This window comes from Nocardioides seonyuensis, assembly GCF_004683965.1.
In the GTDB taxonomy this organism is placed as follows: domain Bacteria; phylum Actinomycetota; class Actinomycetes; order Propionibacteriales; family Nocardioidaceae; genus Nocardioides; species Nocardioides seonyuensis.
Map to the genome: position 1 here is coordinate 1,265,056 of NZ_CP038436.1, position 20,148 is coordinate 1,285,203.

At 72.0% G+C, this 20,148-nt stretch carries 23 protein-coding genes; 11 read left to right on the top strand and 12 right to left on the bottom strand.

Annotated elements, in window-relative coordinates; genetic code table 11:
- The first annotated feature begins 159 nt into the window (after window positions 1–159).
- The 3 genes from EXE58_RS06215 to EXE58_RS06225 all read left to right on the top strand — a co-directional run bounded on the left by EXE58_RS06215 (window position 160) and on the right by EXE58_RS06225 (window position 3,408).
- Window positions 160–2,493, top strand: a complete 2,334-nt coding sequence (locus EXE58_RS06215) for a DEAD/DEAH box helicase (RefSeq protein ID WP_244242452.1) — start codon at window positions 160–162, stop codon at window positions 2,491–2,493.
- A gap of 147 nt (window positions 2,494–2,640) precedes the next feature.
- Window positions 2,641–3,048, top strand: a complete 408-nt coding sequence (locus EXE58_RS06220; RefSeq protein WP_135267058.1) for a VOC family protein — start codon at window positions 2,641–2,643, stop codon at window positions 3,046–3,048.
- Window positions 3,049–3,114: 66 nt separating this feature from the next.
- Window positions 3,115–3,408 carry a LapA family protein gene (locus tag EXE58_RS06225; protein ID WP_135267059.1) on the top strand — a complete coding sequence of 98 codons (294 nt, stop codon included), beginning with the start codon at window positions 3,115–3,117 and terminating at the stop codon, window positions 3,406–3,408.
- 12 nt (window positions 3,409–3,420) lie between these two features.
- Here EXE58_RS06225 and EXE58_RS06230 read toward each other — a convergent pair whose 3' ends face one another.
- The 7 genes from EXE58_RS06230 to ssd all read right to left on the bottom strand — a co-directional run bounded on the left by EXE58_RS06230 (window position 3,421) and on the right by ssd (window position 8,094).
- A complete protein-coding gene (locus EXE58_RS06230) occupies window positions 3,421–3,786 on the bottom strand; it encodes an Rv3654c family TadE-like protein (RefSeq protein WP_208544148.1) in 366 nt (121 codons plus the stop codon).
- Entirely contained in the window at window positions 3,783–4,157 is a 375-nt protein-coding gene (locus tag EXE58_RS06235; protein WP_135267060.1) for a TadE family type IV pilus minor pilin, read from the bottom strand. Before EXE58_RS06235 ends, EXE58_RS06230 begins: the two co-directional genes overlap by 4 nt.
- The gene (locus EXE58_RS06240) at window positions 4,157–4,336 is read right to left on the bottom strand and encodes a DUF4244 domain-containing protein (protein WP_135267061.1); all 180 of its coding nucleotides are present in this window, start codon (window positions 4,334–4,336) and stop codon (window positions 4,157–4,159) included. Before EXE58_RS06240 ends, EXE58_RS06235 begins: the two co-directional genes overlap by 1 nt.
- Window positions 4,337–4,483: 147 nt before the next feature.
- Window positions 4,484–4,723: a type II secretion system F family protein gene (locus EXE58_RS20465; protein WP_167288716.1), complete on the bottom strand. Its 240-nt coding sequence runs from the start codon at window positions 4,721–4,723 to the stop codon at window positions 4,484–4,486.
- A 451-nt stretch (window positions 4,724–5,174) separates the two neighbouring features.
- Window positions 5,175–5,882, bottom strand: coding sequence for a type II secretion system F family protein (locus EXE58_RS06250; protein ID WP_135267063.1), 708 nt, complete (start codon window positions 5,880–5,882; stop codon window positions 5,175–5,177).
- Window positions 5,879–7,033, bottom strand: a complete 1,155-nt coding sequence (locus EXE58_RS06255; RefSeq protein ID WP_135267064.1) for a TadA family conjugal transfer-associated ATPase — start codon at window positions 7,031–7,033, stop codon at window positions 5,879–5,881. Before EXE58_RS06255 ends, EXE58_RS06250 begins: the two co-directional genes overlap by 4 nt.
- Window positions 7,030–8,094 (bottom strand): septum site-determining protein Ssd, encoded by a 1,065-nt coding sequence (gene ssd, locus EXE58_RS06260; RefSeq protein ID WP_135267065.1) that lies wholly within the window; start codon window positions 8,092–8,094, stop codon window positions 7,030–7,032. The genes EXE58_RS06255 and ssd overlap by 4 nt, the downstream gene beginning before the upstream one ends.
- A gap of 133 nt (window positions 8,095–8,227) precedes the next feature.
- On the opposite strand from ssd, the gene EXE58_RS06265 reads away from it, so the two are divergent.
- Window positions 8,228–9,025: an HAD family hydrolase gene (locus tag EXE58_RS06265; protein WP_135267066.1), complete on the top strand. Its 798-nt coding sequence runs from the start codon at window positions 8,228–8,230 to the stop codon at window positions 9,023–9,025.
- 247 nt (window positions 9,026–9,272) lie between these two features.
- Here EXE58_RS06265 and EXE58_RS06270 read toward each other — a convergent pair whose 3' ends face one another.
- Entirely contained in the window at window positions 9,273–9,992 is a 720-nt protein-coding gene (locus EXE58_RS06270) for a Fic family protein (protein WP_135267067.1), read from the bottom strand.
- Between the two features lie 28 nt (window positions 9,993–10,020).
- Between EXE58_RS06270 and EXE58_RS06275 the strand changes: the two genes are divergently transcribed.
- A complete protein-coding gene (locus EXE58_RS06275; RefSeq protein ID WP_135267068.1) occupies window positions 10,021–10,890 on the top strand; it encodes a class I SAM-dependent methyltransferase in 870 nt (289 codons plus the stop codon).
- A gap of 21 nt (window positions 10,891–10,911) precedes the next feature.
- Window positions 10,912–11,937, top strand: coding sequence for a glycosyltransferase family 2 protein (locus tag EXE58_RS06280; protein ID WP_135267069.1), 1,026 nt, complete (start codon window positions 10,912–10,914; stop codon window positions 11,935–11,937).
- A 12-nt stretch (window positions 11,938–11,949) separates the two neighbouring features.
- Here the strand turns inward: EXE58_RS06280 and EXE58_RS06285 are convergent, their stop codons facing one another.
- The 4 genes from EXE58_RS06285 to EXE58_RS06300 are packed head-to-tail and all read right to left on the bottom strand — an operon-like array spanning window position 11,950 to window position 14,576.
- Window positions 11,950–12,366, bottom strand: coding sequence for a hypothetical protein (locus EXE58_RS06285; RefSeq protein ID WP_135267070.1), 417 nt, complete (start codon window positions 12,364–12,366; stop codon window positions 11,950–11,952).
- Window positions 12,366–13,577: a hypothetical protein gene (locus EXE58_RS06290; RefSeq protein WP_135267071.1), complete on the bottom strand. Its 1,212-nt coding sequence runs from the start codon at window positions 13,575–13,577 to the stop codon at window positions 12,366–12,368. Before EXE58_RS06290 ends, EXE58_RS06285 begins: the two co-directional genes overlap by 1 nt.
- Entirely contained in the window at window positions 13,577–13,930 is a 354-nt protein-coding gene (locus tag EXE58_RS06295) for a hypothetical protein (RefSeq protein ID WP_135267072.1), read from the bottom strand. The genes EXE58_RS06290 and EXE58_RS06295 overlap by 1 nt, the downstream gene beginning before the upstream one ends.
- A 16-nt stretch (window positions 13,931–13,946) precedes the next feature.
- Complete coding sequence (locus EXE58_RS06300; RefSeq protein WP_135267073.1) at window positions 13,947–14,576, bottom strand: hypothetical protein; 630 nt, start codon at window positions 14,574–14,576, stop codon at window positions 13,947–13,949.
- 156 nt (window positions 14,577–14,732) lie between these two features.
- Between EXE58_RS06300 and EXE58_RS06305 the strand changes: the two genes are divergently transcribed.
- The 5 genes from EXE58_RS06305 (at window position 14,733) to EXE58_RS06325 (ending at window position 20,138) form a co-directional block, all read left to right on the top strand.
- Window positions 14,733–16,277 (top strand): calcium-binding protein, encoded by a 1,545-nt coding sequence (locus EXE58_RS06305; RefSeq protein ID WP_167288718.1) that lies wholly within the window; start codon window positions 14,733–14,735, stop codon window positions 16,275–16,277.
- Window positions 16,278–16,376: 99 nt separating this feature from the next.
- Window positions 16,377–17,501, top strand: a complete 1,125-nt coding sequence (locus EXE58_RS06310) for a sensor histidine kinase (protein ID WP_135267075.1) — start codon at window positions 16,377–16,379, stop codon at window positions 17,499–17,501.
- On the top strand, window positions 17,498–18,211 hold the full coding sequence (locus EXE58_RS06315) for a LytR/AlgR family response regulator transcription factor (protein ID WP_135267076.1): 714 nt from the start codon (window positions 17,498–17,500) through the stop codon (window positions 18,209–18,211). The genes EXE58_RS06310 and EXE58_RS06315 overlap by 4 nt, the downstream gene beginning before the upstream one ends.
- Window positions 18,208–18,615 carry a hypothetical protein gene (locus EXE58_RS06320; RefSeq protein ID WP_135267077.1) on the top strand — a complete coding sequence of 136 codons (408 nt, stop codon included), beginning with the start codon at window positions 18,208–18,210 and terminating at the stop codon, window positions 18,613–18,615. The genes EXE58_RS06315 and EXE58_RS06320 overlap by 4 nt, the downstream gene beginning before the upstream one ends.
- Window positions 18,612–20,138 carry a sodium/solute symporter gene (locus EXE58_RS06325; protein ID WP_135267078.1) on the top strand — a complete coding sequence of 509 codons (1,527 nt, stop codon included), beginning with the start codon at window positions 18,612–18,614 and terminating at the stop codon, window positions 20,136–20,138. The genes EXE58_RS06320 and EXE58_RS06325 overlap by 4 nt, the downstream gene beginning before the upstream one ends.
- Window positions 20,139–20,148 lie beyond the last annotated feature (10 nt).

A 20,148-nucleotide genomic window follows, 5' to 3' on the forward strand; every position in this document is an offset into this window, starting at 1 on the left:
GTCCCCGAATGTGATTGCTGCATGTGTGTGTACCGCCCGAGCGGCTAATGATCGCAGATGTATCAAACCACGAGTGGCCGGGCTTCGCAGGCGTCCGCACAGGTATGGACCGTCGCGGTACCCGCGACGGTGTCGGGGCCGTTTGCGACACTTCGCCGAGTGACCGACTCCCACGCACGCTCGCCACGCCCGGTGGCGACGCTGGTGGACCGCCTCACCGCGGTTCCCGGGCGGGAGGGGCGGCTTCAGCACCTCGAGGTGCTGCCGCCACGCACGGCCACGACCGCCGACTGGCCCGCATGGGTGCCGGACGACGTGCGAGACGCCTACCGGCGAGCGGGCGTCGTACAACCCTGGCGGCACCAGGTCGTCGCGGCCGAGGCAGCCCATGCCGGTCAGCACGTTGTCATCTCCACCGGCACGGCGTCCGGCAAGTCCCTCACCTACCAGCTGCCGGCGATCTCGGCGATCCGGTCCTCGCGCGGACGTCGGGGCGAGCGCGGCGCCGGCGTGCTCTACCTGTCGCCGACCAAGGCCCTGGCCCACGACCAGCTGGCGGGGCTGCGCTCGCTCGGCCTCGACGTGCGGTTCGCCGCCCACGACGGCGACAGCTCGCGCGAGGAGCGCGACTGGACCCGCGACTTCGGCGAGTACGTCCTCACCAACCCCGACATGCTCCACCACTCGCTCCTGCCCGGCCACGCCCGTTGGGCCTCCTTCCTCGGGTCGCTGCGCTACGTCGTGGTCGACGAGTGCCACCACTACCGCGGCGTGTTCGGCGCCCACGTGTCGCACGTGCTGCGGCGCCTTCGCCGCCTCTGCGCGATGTACGACGCCCACCCGACCTTCGTGCTCGCCTCCGCCACCGTGGCCGAGCCCGCGACCACCGCCTCCCGGCTGACCGGGCTCGACGTGCTGCCGCTCTCCGGCGACGACTCCCCACGCGGTCAGGTCTCGCTGATGCTGTGGGAGCCCCCTTTCACCTCCCACTCCGGCGAGAACGGCGCGCCCGTGCGCCGCGCCGCCTCCTCAGAGGTCGCCGACCTGCTGGCCGACCTCGTCGCGGAGGACGTGCGGACCCTGGCGTTCATCCGGTCCCGGCGCGGTGCGGAGCAGGTGGCGCTCACCGCACGCGAGCACCTCGGCGAGGTCGACGCGTCCCTGCCCGACAAGGTCGCGGCCTACCGTGGCGGCTACCTCCCCGAGGAACGCCGCGCCCTCGAGGCAGCCCTGAGGCGCGGCGACCTGCTCGGGCTGGCGGCCACCAACGCCCTCGAGCTCGGCATCGACATCAGCGGCCTGGACGCCGTCGTCATCGCCGGCTTCCCCGGCACTCGTGCAGCGTTCTGGCAGCAGGTGGGCCGGGCCGGGCGCGGCGCTCAGGACGCCCTCGGGATCCTCGTGGCCCGCGACGACCCGCTCGACACCTACCTCGTGACGCATCCCGAGTCGCTGATCGGTGCCCCGGTCGAGGCGGCCGTGTTCGATCCCGCCAACCGTCACGTCCTCGGTCCCCACCTGTGCGCGGCTGCCCAGGAGTCCCCACTCGTCGAGGCCGACCTGCCGCTCTTCGGGCCCAACGCCGGTGAGGTCCTCCACGAGCTCACCGAGCTCGGCCTGCTGCGCCGTCGTCCGCGCGGCTGGTTCTGGACCGACCGTAGGCGGGCGAGCGAGCTCGCCGACATCCGGTCCGCAGGGTCGACGGTGCAGATCATCGAGTCGGGGACAGGTCGCGTCATCGGGACGGTCGAGTCCGGCGCTGCCCACAACACCGCCCATCCCGGCGCGGTCTACGTCCACCGCGGCGAGACCTGGCTGGTCGAGTCGCTCGACCTCGAGCACGGCGTCGCCGTGATCCAGCGCGCCGACCCGCCCTACTCGACGACGGCTCGCGAGGTCACCGACATCACCATCACCGCCACCCGTGAGCGCCGGTCCTGGGGTGGGTGCGAGCTCGCGCTCGGTGAGGTGGACGTCTCCCACCAGGTCGTGTCGTTCCTCAAGCGCCGTCAACCCGGGGGCGAGGTGATCGGCGAGGAGCCGCTCGACCTCCCCGAGCGGGCGCTCCACACCTCGGCCGTGTGGTGGACGGTTCCCGACGACCTGCTCGCGGAGGCGGGCCTGGCGCAGCTCGACCTGCCCGGTGCGGCCCACGCGGCCGAGCACTGCTCGATCGGCCTGCTTCCGCTCTTCGCCACCTGCGACCGATGGGACATCGGCGGCGTCTCGACGGCGAGGCACGCCGACACCGGCGTCCTCACCGTCTTCGTCTACGACGGCCACCCGGGTGGGGCGGGGTTCGCCGAGCGCGGCTTCCACGCTGCCCGCGAGTGGCTCGCGGCGACCCGCGAGGCGATCGCGAGCTGCGAGTGCCCGAGCGGCTGCCCCTCATGCATCCAGTCGCCCAAGTGCGGTAACCAGAACAACCCCCTCGACAAGGAGGGCGCCATCCGGCTGCTCGACGTGCTGCTGGCGGGAGCGCCTCGCTCCTGAGGCTGGGACAGCCTGGTTCGACTCCCGGGATGGGAAGCATTGTCCTGCGCGCCCCGACCCCCTTGGAGAAACTGCGGCCGCGCGGGGGGTCGACGTACGACGTCCGACGAGGTTGCCGCGCCGCCGCCGCGGTGCCACGGTGGAGCGATGAGCGTGCAGAGCATCTGTCCGAAGCTGGTGGTCGAGGGTGCCGACAGCGCCCTCGCGTTCTACTGCGAGGTGCTCGGCGGGCGTGTCGGCTCGCGGTTCGAGCACCAGGGCAGGGTCGTCTTCGCCGACGTCCGGGTCGGTGACGGTGCGGTGGTCCAGGTCAAGGACGCCGACCAGACCGACACACCCGGCAGGGGCGTGATCGTGGACGTGCTCTGCGACGACCCGGACGAGGTGATGGCCCGGGCCCTGGCCTCGGGAGCCGAGGAGGTCTTCCCCGTCGCAGACCAGCCCTACGGTGCCCGTCAGGGTCGCTTCCGCGACCCGTTCGGCCACCAGTGGATCGTCGGGACCGCGATCACGATGAGCCACGAGGACGTCCAGGCGGCCCTCGGCGGCGGATGACCCCCGGCCACCGCTGGCCACCTCCGTCGTCGCGCCAGGTCACCTGCGAGGGCTAGATTGCCCGACATGGTGATCATCGGGCTCGTCCTCATCCTCGTGGGTTCCGTCGTCATCTTGGCGACCGTGTCGTCGAACGACCCCGGCAACGGCGGGGAGATCCTCGGTTTCGGTGTGACGACGCTGGAGGCGTTCCTCGTCGGTGTCGTGGCCGGTGCCCTGATCCTGTGGGGGTTCTCGATCCTCAAGTGGGGCACGAAGCGGAGCTTGGCCCACCGCCGCGAGCGCAAGGAGCTCAACGAGCTCAACGAGAAGCTCGAGCGGGTCGAGGCCGACCGCAAGCGCGAGGACGACGGCGCCTGATCCCGTCTGTGCTCAGGCCGGACCCGCCCTGGCCCCAGCCACGACGTCGACCTCGCGCCCGAGCCACTGGGCGCCGGGCACTCGCACGGCCACCCGCACCTGTCGGCCGGCGACCACGCACTCGGTGAGGTCGGTCCCGTTGGCTCCCGCAACCTCCGCGGCGGCGTCGCACGCGGAGAACCCGTCGCCCAGCGCCGTCGCCCCCGCCAGTGCCGCGAGGTCGGCGCCAGACTGGGCGACGCGCTGGCTCCGCACCAGCCCCACGCTCGCGGCCAGACCGACCACCACGAAGCACAGCAGGCCCACCATGGCCAGGACCAGGACCGTCGCAGCACCCGCCTCGCCCCCTGACGTGCGGTCGCTGAGGCCCGGGGTCACTCCTCCACCAGCGCCACCGCATCGGCACTGACCCTGACTTCGGGAAGGTGGGAGAACAGCCCACCGGGGCCCTTCACCTTCGCCGACGCCGTGACCACGACTCGACCGCCCTCGAGGCTCACCTCGACGTCCGTACCCTCAGGGGCGACTCGCTGCGCGACGACGACCGCAGCGACCTGGTCGTCGCCGCGCGCGATCGCTCGCGCCGCCTCGCGGGACGCGTCGATCACCTGCACCTGCGCGGCACCGGCCGCCAGGAGCCAGACCATGCCGAGCGCGACTGCCAACAGCAGTGGCAGGCCAAGGGCGAGCTCGGCGGTGACGGCGCCGCGCTCACCTGCACCGCGGCCGGCAGCCGGCGCGGCACGCATCAGCTGATGCCGAGCAACGACAGCACGTGGTCGAACAGGGTGTTGAGCAGCTGGTCGCCGAAACCGCCGGTCAGCAGCTTGTAGAGCAGTCCGGCGAAGCCGGCACCTGCGGCGGTGCCGACGGCGTACTCGGCCGTGGTGATGCCCTGCTCAGGGCGTGTGGGGGTGAGGTGGCGCATGTCGTCTCCTGTCACGTACGACGCCCTGGTGGCGTCGACGCGACGACTCTCACGGGAAGCCTGGGTGAGCGCGAGCGGCAGCCGCTGGGGCTGTGGACCACGCTCTAGAGCGCCCACCTGTGGACGGTTGTGGACCCGCCCCGCCGCTCACGTCGTGATCGAGGCGAGCAGAGCGGCCACGCTCGGCACGATGCCCAGGAGCATGAACGCGGGCAGCAGGCACAGGCCGAGTGGCACGGCAGCGACCACCCCGACCCGACGGGCGCGGTCCTCGGCGGTGGCGGCCGCCTCGCGCTCCAGCTCGTCGGCGAGGCGCTCGACGGTCTCCGCGACCGAGGCACCGGTGCGCTGGGAGCGGACCAGGGCCTGACCGAGCGGGCCGAGCACCTCGTCATCGACGACCAGTCGCCAAGCGTCCGCGGCCCCGAGGTGGGCGTGCGCCTCGACGGGCGCCAGGCGTCGCGCGGCCGCACCCGGCAGCCCGCACGGACCGTGCGCAGCCCGGTGAGCGGGTCGGCGCCGGAGCGGAGGGTCGCAGCGAGCAGGTCGACGAGGTGGGGCAGCTCCCTCACGGCGGCCTCGCGTTCGCGCCGCGCACCAGCGGGCTCCGCCCTGGCCAGGATGGTCCAGGCGACGACGGTGCTGCCGACGGCGCCGATGATCCCCACCACCCCTCCGGCCACGACCCACGCTCCGGCGCCGGCCGCGAGGGCCACGACGGGGCGCAGCCGGGACGCGCCTGCCCTCGGGACGACGGGCCGCACGGGCAAGGGTGGCCGCCCGGGAGCCGGAACGGCCAGCCAGGTCGCAAGGCATGCGCACATGACGGCCGCCGCGGTCACCACGGGACCGCCCGCTCGGCGATCAGCTCGATCCAGCCCAGCCCGAGGGCTGTGAGGAGGCCGCCGGCGACCAGGCAGCCGATCCCCACCGGGGTGGTGAGCAGGAACGCCCACGGATCGCCACCGGCGCCCGAGCCCATCGCGAGAACGGCCACCGGCAGCACTGCGACCAGGCGGGCCGTCGCTCGGGCAGAGGCGAGCTCGGACTCCACGACCCGGCGCGTGCGACGCCGTGCACGGATGCCGCGCGCCACGCGCTCGAGCGCGCGCGCGAGTCCGTGGCCGGAGTGGTGGGCGACCTGCCAGGCGGCGGCGACGACCCGCAGGTCGCCCGCTCCCGGCACGGTTGCCGCCACCCGTCGCAGCGCCGTGGGCACGTCGCCCCCGAGGACGAAGGCCTCGGAGACCGGCGCCAAGGGAGGCCACCGGCCACTGGCCAGGACGAGCGCCGCACCGGGGGGTCGACCGGCCGTCAGCTCGGCTGCCAACAGGTCGCAGACGTCGAGCACGGCACGTGCGGCCTCCGCGGAGGTACGACGACCGCGCAGCAGAGACCGCGCCCGCTGGAGCGACGACGGCTCCGGACCTGTCGGCAGGCGCATCGGCGACCGACCCGGCCCGGCAGGACGCAGCCTGGATGGACGCGGCCCCCACCACAGGGCCGCGGCGCTCGCGGCCAGGGCGGCGACCACCAGGTCGCTCACGCTCGCTCGGCGATGGCGGTGGCGAGCAGGTCGGCGCCGGGCCCCTCGCCGAGGGACTGCCCGATGGTCACCGCGGTCACCATCGAGACCAGCCCGTCGGCGGACCGCACGGGCACCGCCAGCTCGCGAACCCGGCGTCGGCCGTCCCGGTCTCGGCCCAGGTGGACGACGACGTCGAGCGCCGCGCCGAGCTGGCTGTGCGCGGCCTCGCGCGGGAGACCGGCGGCGAGGGCAAGCGCCTCGACCCGGGCCGGCACGTCGGCCGCGGAGTTGGCGTGGAGCGTGCCGCAGCCTCCCGCATGCCCCGTGTTGAGGGCCGCCAGCAGCTCGACGACCTCGCCCCCGCGCACCTCTCCCACGACGAGTCGGTCAGGACGCATCCGCAGCGCTTGGCGCACGAGGGTGCGCAGGGTGATCTCTCCGGCGCCCTCGACATTGGCCGGGCGGGCTTCGAGCCCGACGACGTGGGGGTGGTCGGGGCGCAGCTCGCTGGAGTCCTCGACCAGGACGAGCCGCTCCCGTGGGTCGGTCGTCGACAGCAGTGCGGACAGGAGCGTGGTCTTGCCGGTTCCGGTGCCGCCGGTGACGAGGAATGCGAGCCGGGCCGCGACCACCTTGGCCAGGAGCCTGGCGCCGTCGGGGGGCAGGGCGCCGGAGTCGACCAGGTCGTCGAGGGTGAACCCGCGGTCGCGCACGAGTCGCAGCGAGATGACCGTGCCGGGGCGGGAGGTCGGAGCGAGCACCGCGTGGAAGCGGGTCCCGTCGGGCAGCCGGACGTCGCAGTGGGGCGTGGCGTCGTCGATCCGGCGCCCGCCGGTGGCGGCCAGTCGTTGCGCGAGCCGCCGCACTGCATCGTCGTCGGGGAATCGCACCTCGGTGAGCTCCAGCCCTGTCGGCCTCTCCACCCAGACCTGGTCGGGCCCGTTGACGAGGACGTCGGTGACGTCGGGCATCCTGAGCAGCGGCTCGAGGGGACCGGCGCCCAGCACGTCGCGGCGGAGCGCGTCGTGGACCGCCAGCACGGTGGCGTCGCCCACCGGCCTCCCGGCTGCTCGCAGGGCTTCGGCCACCCGGTGCGGGGTGAGCTCTCCTGATCCGACCGCCAGTCGCGACCGCACCTCGTCCAGCACGTGTGCCGCCACCTGGGTCACGCCGCGGCACCCGTTCGAGCGGTCCCTCGGCGAGGAGCACGCGGTGTGGTCCAGGGCAGGAGGATGCGGACCGCGCGCGCGAGCGGACCGCGCCGGGACGTCAGCGGACCGAGCCCGAGGTCGACGGACTGCGCGATGCCACGTTGGTGACCGAGCTCGTGGACGACCTCGAGCCCGGTCGCCGCGGCGGCGTCGTGGTGGCTCACGTCCCCCGGCCGCAGGACCAGGCCGGCGGGTGCGTCGAGGCCTCCGAGAGCAGCGACCAGCCGCGCGGTGGACGCCACGCCGGCGAGCGTCGCCGGGGCCACGACGAGCACGGCGTCGCACCGGCCCACCAGCTCGATGGTGGTGGCCCCGCCATGGCGGGCCAGGTCGACCACGACGAGGTCGTGGCCACGCCGGGCCGCCGACAAGGTCTCTCGCAGCGTCGTCGGGTCCAGCGAACCCCTCGCGCCGGACCAGGTGAGCACGCCGGGTCCGTCGCCGCGCGGCACCGACTCGCGCAGGGCCCGCGCCCCCAGCCGACCGCTCGTCGCGTGCAGCTCGTCCCACCGGACGCCGGGACACTCCTCCAACCCCAGCAGCCGGTCCAGGCCCGGGCCCAGGGGATCGGTGTCCACGAGCAGCGTCGGACTGCGCTCGCCGCCCGCCTGGGCGAGGGCGCAGGCCAGGGTCGTGGCACCCACGCCGCCGGCCCCGCCGACGACGCCGACGAGGCGGCCGTCGGCGGCCGGCTCGCCCACGTCGGTGAGCAGCTCGACCAGGTGGTCTCCCGCCGCGGCCACGTCGAGCACCGACTCGGCCCCGAGCCACACGGCAGCGCGGAACACCGCGTCCGGAGGCGAGATGCCCACGACGTGCACGTCACCGCGACGACCCGGCCCCACGGCCGCCAGGTCGTCGGCGACGTCGTCGCCGACCAGCACCACCTGGGCCGACGACCACTCCGCGAGGGCATCGACCGGGTCGTCGAGCACGCGCGGCTCGATGCCGGCCGCAGCGGCCAGTCGGCTGACCTCGGCGTGAAGGGCGGGGCATCGGGTCAGGAGCAGTGCGGTCATGCCGCCGAGGCTCCCGCAGAGTGACGACAACACCGAGGGGCGTCGTACGACGCTGTGGAGAACTTGCGGTCGACGCGCGCTGTGGACGACAAAAGGCCCGAAAATCCGGGGGTTCGCGACCTACGATGGTGACATGTCCCGCCCCACCGCGGCGTTCTTCGATCTCGACAAGACGATCATCGCCAAGTCGAGCACGCTCGCCTTCTCCAAGCCGTTCCAGGCGGGAGGCCTGATCACGCGCGCCGCGATGCTCCGGGCGGCCTACGCGCAGTTCGTCTTCGCGGTCGGCGGCGCGGACCACGACCAGATGGAACGGATGCGGCAGTTCATGTCGCAGATGTGTGCCGGCTGGGACGTCGCGACCGTCCGCGAGATCGTCACCGACACCTTGCTCAACGTCGTCGAGCCGCTGGTCTACGCAGAGGCGGTCAACCTCATCGAGGAGCACCGTCTCGCCGGCCGCGAGATCGTGATCGTGAGTGCGAGCGGTGCCGAGGTCGTCGGCCCCATCGGGGAGATGCTTGGCGCGGACCACGTCATCGCGACGCGCATGGAGATCGTCGACGGCCACTACACCGGCCAGATCGACTACTACGCCTATGCGGAGGAGAAGGCCCGCGCCATCGAGCAGCTCGCTCGAGAGCGCGGCTACGACCTCGCCGACTGCTTCGCCTACAGCGACTCCATCACCGACGTCCACATGCTCGAGGTGGTCGGTCATCCCTTCGCGGTCAACCCAGACAAGGAGCTGCGCCGCATCGCCGCCGAGCGGGGTTGGTCGGTGCTGGGGTTCGTGCGGCCGGTCGCCCTGCGCACGAGGTTCCAGCTGCCCCCGGCCCGTCCAACCCTCGCTGCCCTGGCGGTCGGCGGCGCCGTCGCCGCGGGCGGTGTCCTGTGGGCGAACAGGCGCCGCAACCAGGCCGGGGTCTGACCGGACACCCAGCCAGCAGGGGGAAAGTCAACCCTTGAAGGTGCTGCGGGGCCGGGCTAGAACTGGTGTCAGAACTCCACAGTGCAGCACGTGAGCCGGGTACCCACGCGGCGATCCACCCATCCGATGGGGCGCTTGTCGTCGGGATCTGCCCGAGGCAGCAATTGAGAAGAGCACGCTTGGTAGCCCGCACGTCTCACGTGTTCGCGACGGCACCCGATCCACGCGAGCGGGTGCCGTTCGCATGTCACGTGCGCAGCGGCGAGGCGTCCGCCCCGGCTGCGAAGGCCTCGGCCGCATAGAGCGCCCAGGCGTGCACGCCGCTCGGCCCGCCGTCGCGGTAGGCACGCAGGTTGGACTCGTACTCCTTCCGCAGGGCCAGGTGACCCGCCTCGGGAACCACGAGCGACTTGGCGTCGACCCCCCGCGAGACCAGCACCAGCCGCTCCAGGGCGCGCGCGACGATGCCGTTGTGGGAGGCGAAGGGTGCCGCCGTCGCGACGTCGGCGTGCGCGACCGCCGCGACGAGCAGCGCCGGCGCCGACGTGTCGCTCAGCAACAGCTCGGACACCCCGCGCAGACGGTCCGCCGAAGCGGCGTCGCGTGGCCGCCCGAGCTCGTCAGGCGCGAGGGAGGACGAACCGACGACGGCGTGCAGCCGGGCGATCGCCTGCAGCGGGGCGGTCTTGAGCAGCGGCGCGAGGCCCAGCATCGAGGACGACAGTCGCACCGCGTCGTTCGCGACCTGGTCGCCGGCACCGGCGCGGACCTCTTCCAGCGAGGAGGCCGATCCCTCGAGCACCGCTGAGGCGTGGGCGCCCAGCAGGAGCGACTCGGCGGTCGTCTCGGGTGTCGTACGACGAAGGCCGCGGTCGCGCAGCAGCACGTCGATGCCGTCACGGGTGGCGGCGTAGGCAGACGGCACACCCTCGAGTTCGGCGAGCCAGGCCAGCGGGTCGGTGGTCACGGGAACAGACGCTAGTAGCCTCGGGGCGATGAGCGACGAGCAGCCCACGACCGACCCGAGCGCCCCGACGCAGGCGCAGGCCGAGGAGGCGCTGTCCTTCGGCTCGGTCGCGGACGCCTACGACCGCGGGCGCCCCGGGTATCCCGCCGAGGCTGTGTCGTGGCTGGTCGACGGCGAGGCGCTGACCGTGCTCGAGCTCGGCGCAGGCACCGGCAAGCTCACCGCCGAGCTCGTGGAGCAGGGGCACGCGGTCTACGCCACAGAGCCCGACGAGCGGATGCACGAGCTCCTCGTCGAGCGTGTCCCGGGCTGCAGCGCCAAGGTCGCCGGCGCCGAGGAGATCCCCGCCAACGACCGCTCCGTCGACGTCGTGGTCGCCGCCCAGGCGTTCCACTGGTTCGACCACGAGCGCGCGCTCGCCGAGATGGCGCGCGTGCTCAAGCCCGGCGGCCACGTGGCCTTGGCCTGGAACGTCTTCGACCGACGCATCCCGTGGGTGCGCAGGCTCGCCGACCTGATCGGCGAGCACGGTGACAGCTCGGCCTCGCACTCCGTGCTGGAGGAGAGCGACCTGTTCGACGAGGTCGAGCGCAAGGACTTCGCCCACTGGCAGGACGTCGACCGCGAGTCGCTGGTCGACATCGTCGCGTCGCGCTCCTACGTCGCGGTGCTCCCCGGCCATGAGCGTGAGGCCGTGCTTGACGCAGTGCGTGCGCTCTACGACGAGTACGGCCGCGGCCACGACGGCATGCAGCTGCCCTACCGGACGGAGTGCTTCCGGGCGAAGGTGGTCGACCCAGACGAGCCTGCACCCCGTGGCGAGGACGAGGCATCAGACGAGCAGAAGATCGTGAGCGACGGGACCGACACCCACATGTTGCTCATCGACTTCCGCTGACGACGCTCGGTTCGGAGGAGCATGGGTACGACAAACCACGGCGGGGACTCCTTCGTGGTCGGCTGCGCCCTGGTCCTCGACAGTGCCGAGAACCTCGAGCGCTTCATCACCCTCAATCTCCGCAAGGGCCTCGACCACCTGATCGTCTTCCTCGACGACCCGGACAACCCTCTTCCGACCTGTTCCTCGGACCCAGGCCTGGTGACGGTCGTGCGACTCGACGCCGAATGGTGGGGCGATCAGCGACCCGAACGGCTGAACCGGCGTCAGCGAGTGGTCGCGAACCTGGCCCGCGTGGCGTTGACCCGGCTCGGATGGGCGGACTGGCTGGTCTTCCTCGACGGTGACGAGGTGGCCCTGCTGGATCGCGACGTCGTGGAGTCGATTCCCGCGGAGCATCGTGCGTTCAGGCTGTTCCCCCTCGAGGCCGTCAGCGACTCCCGCGCCGGCGACGGCCTGTTCAAGAAGCGGCTTCCCACACGCAGGCTGCGGCAGCTCGAGCAGGCGGGGCTCATCGGCGAGGCGACCAACGCGTCGTACTTCCACGGGCACGCCACCGGCAAGATCGCCGTCCGGCCCGCCATGGACGTGCGGTTCCACGTGCACACGGCCACGGACGAGGAGGGCGAGAAGCTGCCACGGTTCGAGCATCCGCGACTGCGCCACCTCCACTTCGAGTCCCCCTCGCCGGAGGAGTTCGTCCGGAAGTGGACGGCCCTGGCCGAGTCCGGCTCCGACATCGCGCTGTTGACCTGGAGACGTCAGATCCTCGACGGCTTCCGTCGGATGCCCGGTCTCGCGCCCGAGGAGAGGGAGCGACTGGCGCTCGAGCTGTACGACGAGCACGTCCGCGAGGACGCAGAGCCCCTGGAGCGGCTCGGGGTGCTGACCCGGGTCGACCTCGACCTGCGCACCCACGAGCCCGCTCGGCTCGACGCGACGCGGGTGGCTGCCCTGGCAGAGGAGCTGACACTCCTCGCCGGGATCCCCAAGAGGCTCCTCTTCCCGGGTGTGTCCACGGCCCAGCTGCTCGCTGCACTCGACTGACGCCGAACGGGCTCAACGCCCCAGCACGCCCCCGTGGGTCGGCGGCGGCCGGTCGTCGAAGCGCTGCATGGCGGCGTCGAGCTCGGCTCCCGCGGCCTTCATCGCCACGTTGACGAGCCGGTGCCCGCCGGGTGTCTCCTCGGGGGCGACCCAGAACTCCTCCCAGCTGGTCAGCCCGTCGGCGACCCGCCGGTTGAGCGAGCGGAACTCCAGCGGCGCGTCGTCGGCTCCGGTGATCGACTCGAGGAGCACGGCGATCGACGGGTCGAGACCCTCCTCGCGCTCCCGCTCACGGTCCTCCTCGATCAGGTGGTCGAGCTCGTCGAGGAAGGCGAGCATGCGGAGCTCGGAGTCGTCAGCAGTCATCGTGCGGAGCAGCTTGCTGGTCTCGAGCTGCGGCGAGGGGTCGGAAGCGTCGAAGGTGTCCATCACTCGGCTCCTCGCGGCTTGCCCTCGGCGGGCGGAGCCCAGTAGGGCGGCGGCAACGAGTTGCGCCAGCGCTCGTATGCGTCGTAGTAGCGCTTGCTCGAGACCCCGGGCTCCGGTGGCTCCATCCGGTTCTTGGTGTAGTCGGGCTGGCCGGTGATGGGGTCGCGAGGGACGTTGAGCGCCGGGTCACCCGGGATGTAGGGCAGGTGTCCCATTCCCGGCGGTGGTGTCACGCAGGCCTCTGCCCACGAGGGGTGGACGTAGCCGCTGTCGCCGATGAGCTCCTCCCCGGCGTCGTCGACGCCCTTCTCGGCCTCCTTGCCCTCCTCGGTCTCGGAGAAGTCGGGGGCGGCCGAGTCGAGGACGTCCTTGATGCTGCTGAGGTCGGGCACCTCGATGCTGTCCAGCGGGACGCTGAGGTCGACCTTGGGGAGCTGCTTGACCATCTCGGTGACCTGCTTGAAGGCCTCGAGCCGGTCGGCCTGCGTCTGCGCCCAGGTCTCGATCTCGTCCTTCATCTCGAAGCACTTGTCGATGGCCGTGATGCACCACTTGACGTCGTCGACGACGTCGGTGATCACGGAGAGGCCGTGCTGGGCGAGGTCCTTGATCAGCAGCGCAGCCGATGCCCAGCCGCCGAGGAACCGCTTGCCCACCACCTTGGCGAGCTTGAGCAGCTTCTTGCCCATCTGGATGAGGGCCTTCTCGACGCGGATCGCGATCTTCTCCGAGACCTTCGCGATGGAGTCGAAGACCGCAGAGCCGGCGCTGACGGCACCGCCGACCGCCTTCATCACCACGTTGTAGACGTTGAGCTGTCCCGCGAACGCCAGGTTGGCCTTGCCCTCGAAGGCGAGGACCGACGTGACCGAGAGCCTGGAGAAGTTGTCGCCCCAGTCGCTCATGCCCTTCTTGAGGATCTTGCAGGCGGCGCCGTTCTGCTGGATCCGGTAGTAGTCGCCGGAGAGCGGGAAGACGACGTAGTGGTCGAGGCTCAGCTCCGTCAGCCTCGGGAGCCGTTCGCTGCGACCGGCCTGCTCGAGCCAGCCGTTGACCTTGTCGATCCCTTCGTTGCACTTGTCGCGCACGGTGTCGAAGCCGTCGCGGATCTCCCCGTAGGTCTTGTCGTGGCCCTTGACCTGCTGCTTGCCGTCCGGCGGCGCGGTCAGGACGGAGGCCACGTCGTTGAGGTCTCCCAGCTTGAAGGCCATCAGCTGTCGCCTGCCAGGTCGATGAAGGCCTTCAGGTAGGCCTGCCCCTGGATGCCGTCCGCCTCCTGGATCTCCTCGGCAGTGAGGGCCAGCGACGCGATCAGGTCCTCCCAGCTCTCGTCGAACGTCGAGCGGAGGTCGCCGAAGACCTCACCGCACGTGTCCATCATGTCCGCGAGCGGCTGGAGGACGCAGAGCCGGTAGGCGAAGCCCGACCGGTTGAAGACCTCCTCCTTGGCGTACTTCTCGATGTCGGCGGCCTGACCGGCCACGGTCTCGAGGTCCTCGAAGTACTTCTTCAGGTTGCCCCACCTGACGACCACCTCACCGGCGGCCTCTGTTGCCTGTCCCATGCCTGTTCCCTCCCCCTCAGCCCGCGTAGACCGCGAGAATCTGTCGGGCCATCGCGCCGAGGTCCTCGACGGTCGACGCCTCGTCGGGGATCACCTCGCTCACGAGGACCTGGATCACTCGACCGTCGACCACGGCCCCGGCGTGACCGGTCTCCGGCACCGGTTGGGTGGCCACGACGGCGGGACGTCCGTTCGGAAGCTCCACCTCGGCCACGTCGAAGACGCCGGCGGGGCGGTCCCACCCGGCGGCGTACTGCTCGAAGGACTTCTTCGTCGGCTCCGAGCCCCAGGTGATGTTGAGCTCGAGGCCGGGCAGCTCCGTGGAGCAGGTGTTGACTCCCTCGCGTCGACCCCAGACCCCGGTGACCTCGTAGCCCGTCAGGGCGCTCAGCTGCTCGGGAGTGATGACGCCGCACCACTCCTTCGCGTTCTCCGGCGACAGCCCGGCCCCTGCTCCTGCGACGGGCCCCTCGCCGGTCGTCTCGCCCTCGTTGGGCGTCTCGCTCTTGCTCGGCGTCTCGCTCGGCGTCTCGCTCGAGGACGCGCTCGACTTGTCGGACCCTTCAGTCGGCTCCGGCTCGTCCGTGCATCCCGCCGACATCGCCCCCACGAGCAGGAGCGAGCACGGAAGTAGGAGTCGTCGCATGGACCTCACACTCCCCCGATGACCCGACCGGCAAACCTCACGCGGTGGCTAGTCTCGTCAGTCGGCGGGCCGAACGATCTCCAGGCAGCGACAACTTGTCGGCCGGTCGGTGAGTCACACCCCAGAACGATTCCATCCACGGAAGGAAGCGAACTGATGCGTACGACGACCCAGACCGCCGCCGGCCTGCTGGGCCTGGCGCTGCTCAGTCCCATGACGACCGCGAGCGCTGCTGCCGAGACCTGTCGAGGCGAGGCCGCGACCATCGTGGGCACCGGCCCCACGATCACGGGCACCGAGGGACGCGACGTCGTGGTGACCAACGGAGCCACGGACATCGACACCCTCGGCGGGGACGACCTCGTCTGCGTCGTGCCGAGCTCGGGCGACGAATGGGTCCCCACCAGGGTGGACGTCGACGCTGGCCCCGGCGACGACGTCGTGGACACGTCCGCGGGCAGGCCTACCCCCGGAGTGTTCACGGTCGTCCTCGGTGTCGGCGCGGACACCTACGTCGGCGGCGGTGGCCAGGACGAGGTCACCACGGGCAACCGCACCGACCTGGTCGACGACGACACCGACACCGTCAGGACCGGCGACTTCTACGACCGCGTGATCACCGGCGCCCAGAACGGCGCCAGCCACGACGTGGTGGACACGGGCTCCGACAGCGACGTGATCCAGCTGACCTCCACCTCGTTCGGCGCCGACGCAGTGCTCGCGGCCGGGGAGGGTGACGACGTCCTGCAGGTGGAGATCGCGTCGGGCGACGTCTCGTTCGACATGGCCCCCGGCGTCATGCGCACCACCGCCGGCAATGCCACCTTCTCCTCGGTGGACGAGGTCGCGCTGAACACGCACTCGAACGGCACGGTGACCTACGCCGGCACCCGGTCGGACGACGTGCTGGGCATCCATCCCCGCGGCGCGACGCCCACCCTCGACGTCGCGACCAAGGGCGGAGCCGACGAGATCGTGATCGAGCCCGCTGACATCTCCGCAGCGAGCCGGATCGAGGCCGGGTCGGGGCGGGACGAGCTCGTCGCAGCCAGTCACACCGGGCGGCTCGCACTCCACCTGAAGAAGGACCAGTTGGAGATCGACGACACGAGCGTCGTCGCCGACAGCATGGAGCACGCGCTGCTCATGGCGCCCCAGGTCAAGCTGGTCGGGGACAGGGCCGACAACCTCCTCGGCTACGTGGGATGCGAGGCCACGATGCGAGGTGGAGCCGGCCGTGACGAGCTGTACGGCACGAGCGACAACGACTTCCACCGCTACCGCTTCGACTGCCTGGAGACCGCCACCATGAACGGCGGTTCGGGTGCCGACCGGCTCTTCGGCGGACCCGGTGCGGATCGGCTGAGTGGTGGCAGCGGCCGCGACTCCTTGAGGGGGCGCAACTCGAGCGACGTCCTGCGCGGCGGCAAGGGCCACGACACCCTCTACGGCCACGCCGACGATGACGACCTGCGCGGCGGCAAGGGCCCCGACCGTCTGTGGGGCCACGGCGGGGAGGACGACCTGCGCGGCGGCATGGACGACGACCGGCTGTGGGGCGGCGGCGAGGACGACGACCTACGCGGCAACATGGGCAACGACCGGCTGCTCGCGGGCAAGGGGCACGACCGGGCCGACGGCGGGCCGGGACGCCGCGACCGATGCCGTGCTGCCGAGCGCGTCCGACGCTGCGAGCGCTGACGCCACTGTTACCGAACAGTCCGGGGCATCTCCTCGATCGAACACCCCCGGACTGTTCGGTAACCCGGCAGGCCAGCGGGCGCGACTAGGGTCACCAGCATGTGGCGCTGGCGTCGTACGCACCTCGGCGGCGAGGCCGACCGGGCGACGTTCCGCACGCTCCACAACGCCTCGCTCGCGAGCCCGCCGCTGCGGGAGGGACTGACGAGCGGCAGCGCCGAGCGCAGCGTCCGGCACCTCCGGGCGCTGCTCGGCACTCCCGCGGCCGGGCTCGCCGACACGAGCGGGCTGCTGGCCTGGGACGGTCTCGGCGGCCACCACCGCAGCCAGCTCCCGGCGACGGTCCGGGAGGTCGCCGAGACCGGTCGCACGCTGATCGTCGACGAGCGGACCCTGGTCTGTGACGACCTCGGTTGCGAGGTGCGTCAGGCGATCGTGAGCCCGCTCGTCGTCGAGGAGACGCTCGTCGGTGCACTCGTGGTGGGGACGACGCACACCACGGGCGGCCTGGTGCGCGCCGCCGACGAGGTGGCCTCCTGGGTGAGCGGACAGCTGGAGCTCGCCGAGCTCGATGCCTCACGCACCCGGCTCATGGAGGCGGAGGTGCGGGCGCTGCGGGCCCAGATCAGCCCCCACTTCATCTACAACTCCCTCGGTGCGATCGCCAGCTTCGTGCGGACTGATCCCGACCGTGCTCGCGAGCTGCTGCTGGAGTTCGCGGACTTCACCCGCTACTCCTTCCGGCGCCATGGCGACTACACGACGTTGGCGGAGGAGCTGCGGTCCGTCGAGCGCTACCTGCTCCTCGAGCAGGCCCGCTTCGGTGACCGGTTGCAGGTGACCCTGCAGATCGCGCCCGAGGTGCTGCCCGTCGCCGTGCCGTTCCTGTGCATCCAGCCGCTCGTCGAGAACGCCGTGCGCCACGGTCTCGAGGCCAGCCCCGACAAGCCCGACGGCACCGGCCACCTCTCCATCATGGCGCGCGACATGGGCGCCGACTGCGTCATCGAGGTCGAGGACGACGGCTCCGGCGAGGACCCCGAGCGCGTACGACGAGCGCTCGCCGGCGACGCGTCCATGGACTCCGTCGGCCTCGGCAACGTGGACGCGAGGCTTCGCAACGCCTACGGCGACGACTACGGTCTCGTCGTGGAGACCGCACCGGGAGCCGGCACGAAGGTGATCGTCCGCGTGCCCAAGTTCGCCCCGGGGGTGCAGGTGTGACCGGCCTCAAGGTCCTCGTCATCGACGACGAGCGACCGGCCCTCGACGAGCTCACCTTCCTGCTCCGACGTGAACCACGCGTCGGCGAGATCCTCGCCTGCGACTCCGCGACCGAGGCCCTGCGCGTCCTGCAGGACACCGAGGTGGACGCGGTGTTCCTCGACATCCAGATGCCGGGCCTCACCGGGCTGGACCTGGCCCAGGTGCTGTCGCGGTTCAAGGCTCCGCCACCGGTGGTGTTCGTGACCGCCCACGAGGAGCACGCTGTCGCGGCGTTCGAGCTGCGTGCCGTCGACTACGTCCTCAAACCGGTGCGCGAGGAGCGGCTCGCCGAGGCCGTACGCCGCGTGGTCGAGGCCGGCGGTCCGGCGCCGTCGGGCGACGTGCAGATCCCGGTCGAGCGCGGCGGGGTGACCCGGTTCGTCAACCGCTCTGCCATCACCCACGTGGAGGCGCAGGGCGACTACGCCCGGCTGCACACCGCCGAGGGGTCCCACCTCGTCCGGACGCCGCTCTCGTCGCTGGCCGAGCAGTGGGCGCCCGCTGGTTTCGTCCGGATCCATCGCTCGATGCTGGTCGCGCTCCCCCACGTCGAGGAGGTGCGGACCGTCGACGGGCGGGTCAGCGTCGTGGTCGGCGGGCAGGAGCTGGCGGTCAGCCGCCGCCACGCGCGGGCGGTCCGCTCGGTGCTGATCCAGAAGGACTCGTGAGCGACTCCGGGCCGCCCCCGCGCGTGCGGGTGACCGGTCCCCCGCGGCGCCGGGCACTCGCCTCACGACACGCGGGTGCGCGTGAGATCGACTCCGAGACCGCCCTGGGCGAGGTCTTCATGCGGTCGCTGCTGCGCGAGCAGCTGAGACTCGCTGCCGCGGCGCTCGTCGCGCTGGCCCTCACCCTCGGCGTGCTGCCGTTGGTGTTCCACCTGGCGCCCGACCTCGCTGACGTCCGGGTGCTCGGGGTGCCGGTGTCGTGGGTGGTGCTGGGTGTGCTCGCCTATCCGTGGATGGTGTTCCTGGGGTGGGTCTACGTGCGTCGGGCGGAGGCCAACGAGAGCGACTTCGCCGCGCTGCTCGACGCCGCCGGGGACGCCGGCGAGGGTCGGGAGCGTCCGTGAGCCAGGACGCACTGCCGGGCCTCATCGCCGTCGTCCTGGTCTCGGTCGCCACCATCACGATCGGCACGTGGGGGCTGCGGATCTCTCGCACGACGAGTGACTTCTTCGTCGCCTCGCGCACCGTGCGACCGCGTCTGAACGCCAGCGCGATCGGCGGCGAGTACCTCTCCGCCGCCTCCTTCCTCGGCGCCGCCGGGCTGCTGCTCACCTTCGGCGCCGAGATGCTGTGGTACCCCGTCGGCTGGACCGCCGGCTACCTCGTGCTGCTGGTGCTCGTCGCGGCGCCGCTGCGCCGCTCTGGCGCCTACACGTTGCCGGACTTCGCCGAGGCACGGCTGGGCTCCCGTGGCGTGCGCTCGCTGTGCTCGGTGCTGGTCGTCGGCATCGGCTGGCTCTACCTGCTGCCCCAGTTCCAGGGCGCGGGAGTGACGCTGCGCTCGACGCTCGACGCTCCCACGTGGGTCGGGTCGCTCGTGGTCGCGGTCGTGGTGCTCGCCTCGGTGAGCCCCGGCGGGATGCGCTCGATCACCTTCGTGCAGGCGTTCCAGTTCTGGCTCAAGCTCACCGCGCTGCTCGTGCCGATCTGCGTGCTGCTCGTCGTCTGGCAGGGCGACGGCGCGGCCGATCCCACCGCCGCCGCTCCCCCCGGGTGGTCGTTGCCGCTGGGCGGGTCGGGCTACGGCGAGTCCGACGGCCAGGGGCTGTACGGCACCTACTCGCTGATCGTGGCGACCTTCCTCGGCACCATGGGCCTGCCGCACGTGGTGGTGCGGTTCTACACCAACCCCGACGGCCGGGCCGCTCGTCGTACGACGCTCGCGGTGCTGGTGCTGCTGGGCGCCTTCTACGTGCTGCCGCCGCTCTACGCCGGGCTCGGCAGGATCTATGCCGCACACCTCGCACCCGACCGCGCCGACGTCCTGGTGCTGGAGCTGCCGCGGCTGATGGTCCCCGGGCCGCTGGGCGAGGTGCTGACGGGGCTGGTGACGGCCGGCGCGTTCGCGGCGTTCCTGTCCACGGCCTCGGGCCTGACCATCGCCGTAGCGGGCGTGCTGTCCCAGGACGTGACGGGCCGTCGGTGGGGCGAGCACCGGCTCGGCGGGGTGGCTGCCTTCCGTGTCGCGGCGGCCGTCGCTGTCGTCGTACCCCTCCTGCTGTCGCTGGCCGCCAACGACGTCTCGCTGGCGCGGACCGTGGGATTCGCCTTTGCCGTGACCGCGTCGACGTTCGCGCCCCTGCTCATGCTCGGCATCTGGTGGCGGCGACTGACCCCTGCCGGCGCGGTGGCCGGGCTGCTCGTGGGTGGGATCGGCTCAGGAGCGGCCGTCGGGTGGACGCTGGCAACCGACCGCACCACCGGCTGGGCGGACACCCTCCTCGGGCAGCCCGCCGCCTGGAGCGTCCCTGCCGCGCTCGCCACGATGGTCGTCGTCAGCCTGCTGACCCGCGGCTCCGTGCCGGCGCACGCCGGGCGGTTCATGGTGCGGCTGCACACGCCGGAGGCGGTCGAGCTCAAGCGCTGACGCGGCGTCG